Origin of the sequence: Sphingomonas floccifaciens (genome assembly GCF_042681125.1) — a bacterium.
GTDB classification, from domain to species: domain Bacteria; phylum Pseudomonadota; class Alphaproteobacteria; order Sphingomonadales; family Sphingomonadaceae; genus Sphingomonas; species Sphingomonas floccifaciens.
Map to the genome: position 1 here is coordinate 1 of NZ_JBHUFC010000013.1, position 768 is coordinate 768.

Consider the following 768-nt stretch of genomic DNA (forward strand, 5'->3'; position numbering starts at 1 on the left):
TGTCGCGCAGCCACGCGAGCGGCGTCGTGCCGCGATCCTGGTCCACGATCAGCAACGCATCCAGCCCCGCCACCTGCTCCGGACCGAGCGCATCGACCAGCGTGTCGGCCGCGAGGCGGCGCGCCATGGCGCGTCCCGCCACCCCGATCCGCTCGATACGGGCGGGCGCGGGCAGAACGATCCGGGCAGCACGCAAATGGCCCAGCACTGCCGCGGCGATCGGCTTGCCCCGTTCGGTCGCTTCCGCCGCGCGGGTGGCTGCGCCGAGCGCGCCGGGGACGTCGGCCGCCTCGAACGCGCGCAGGCGCAAACGCTCCATCGCCTCCCAGGCGTGCTCGAGCCGGGTCTGGGCGCGATGCGCGTAACCTTCGGCCACCGCAGGCGTGATGCCGAGCTGCGCGGCCACATGCCGCACCAGGAAGTCGGGGACGACCTCGTCGTGGCGCATGCCGAAGCCGGGATGACGCAGCAGGGCGAGGTGCAGCGCGAAGCCGAGCCGGTTGGCGTCGCCGCGCTTCGCTTCGATCAGTGGCCGGTCCTCATCGGCAACCGTGTAATGCTTGGCGAGCGAGGCATGGTCGAGGGGCACGCCGAACAGCGCGCGGCGCTCGTCGCCCGTCAACAGATCACGTCTGGCCATCGACTCATCCCCCGACCCGGAGCGTACCGGTCCCGCGTCGCAGGGGCGAGGTGTCGCGCAACTCTCAAGTTTCGCGACAGCGGCCCTGACCGGTCACGCCACGAGGGCGGACGCTGTCGCAAATGTCT

General features: G+C 71.9%; 1 protein-coding gene. It reads right to left on the bottom strand.

The features are described 5' to 3' along the window. Positions 1-640 (bottom strand): DUF4158 domain-containing protein (locus ACFSC3_RS16730; protein WP_380941509.1); only part of this gene is annotated, 640 nt, incomplete at its 3' end. Positions 641-768: the final 128 nt, after the last annotated feature.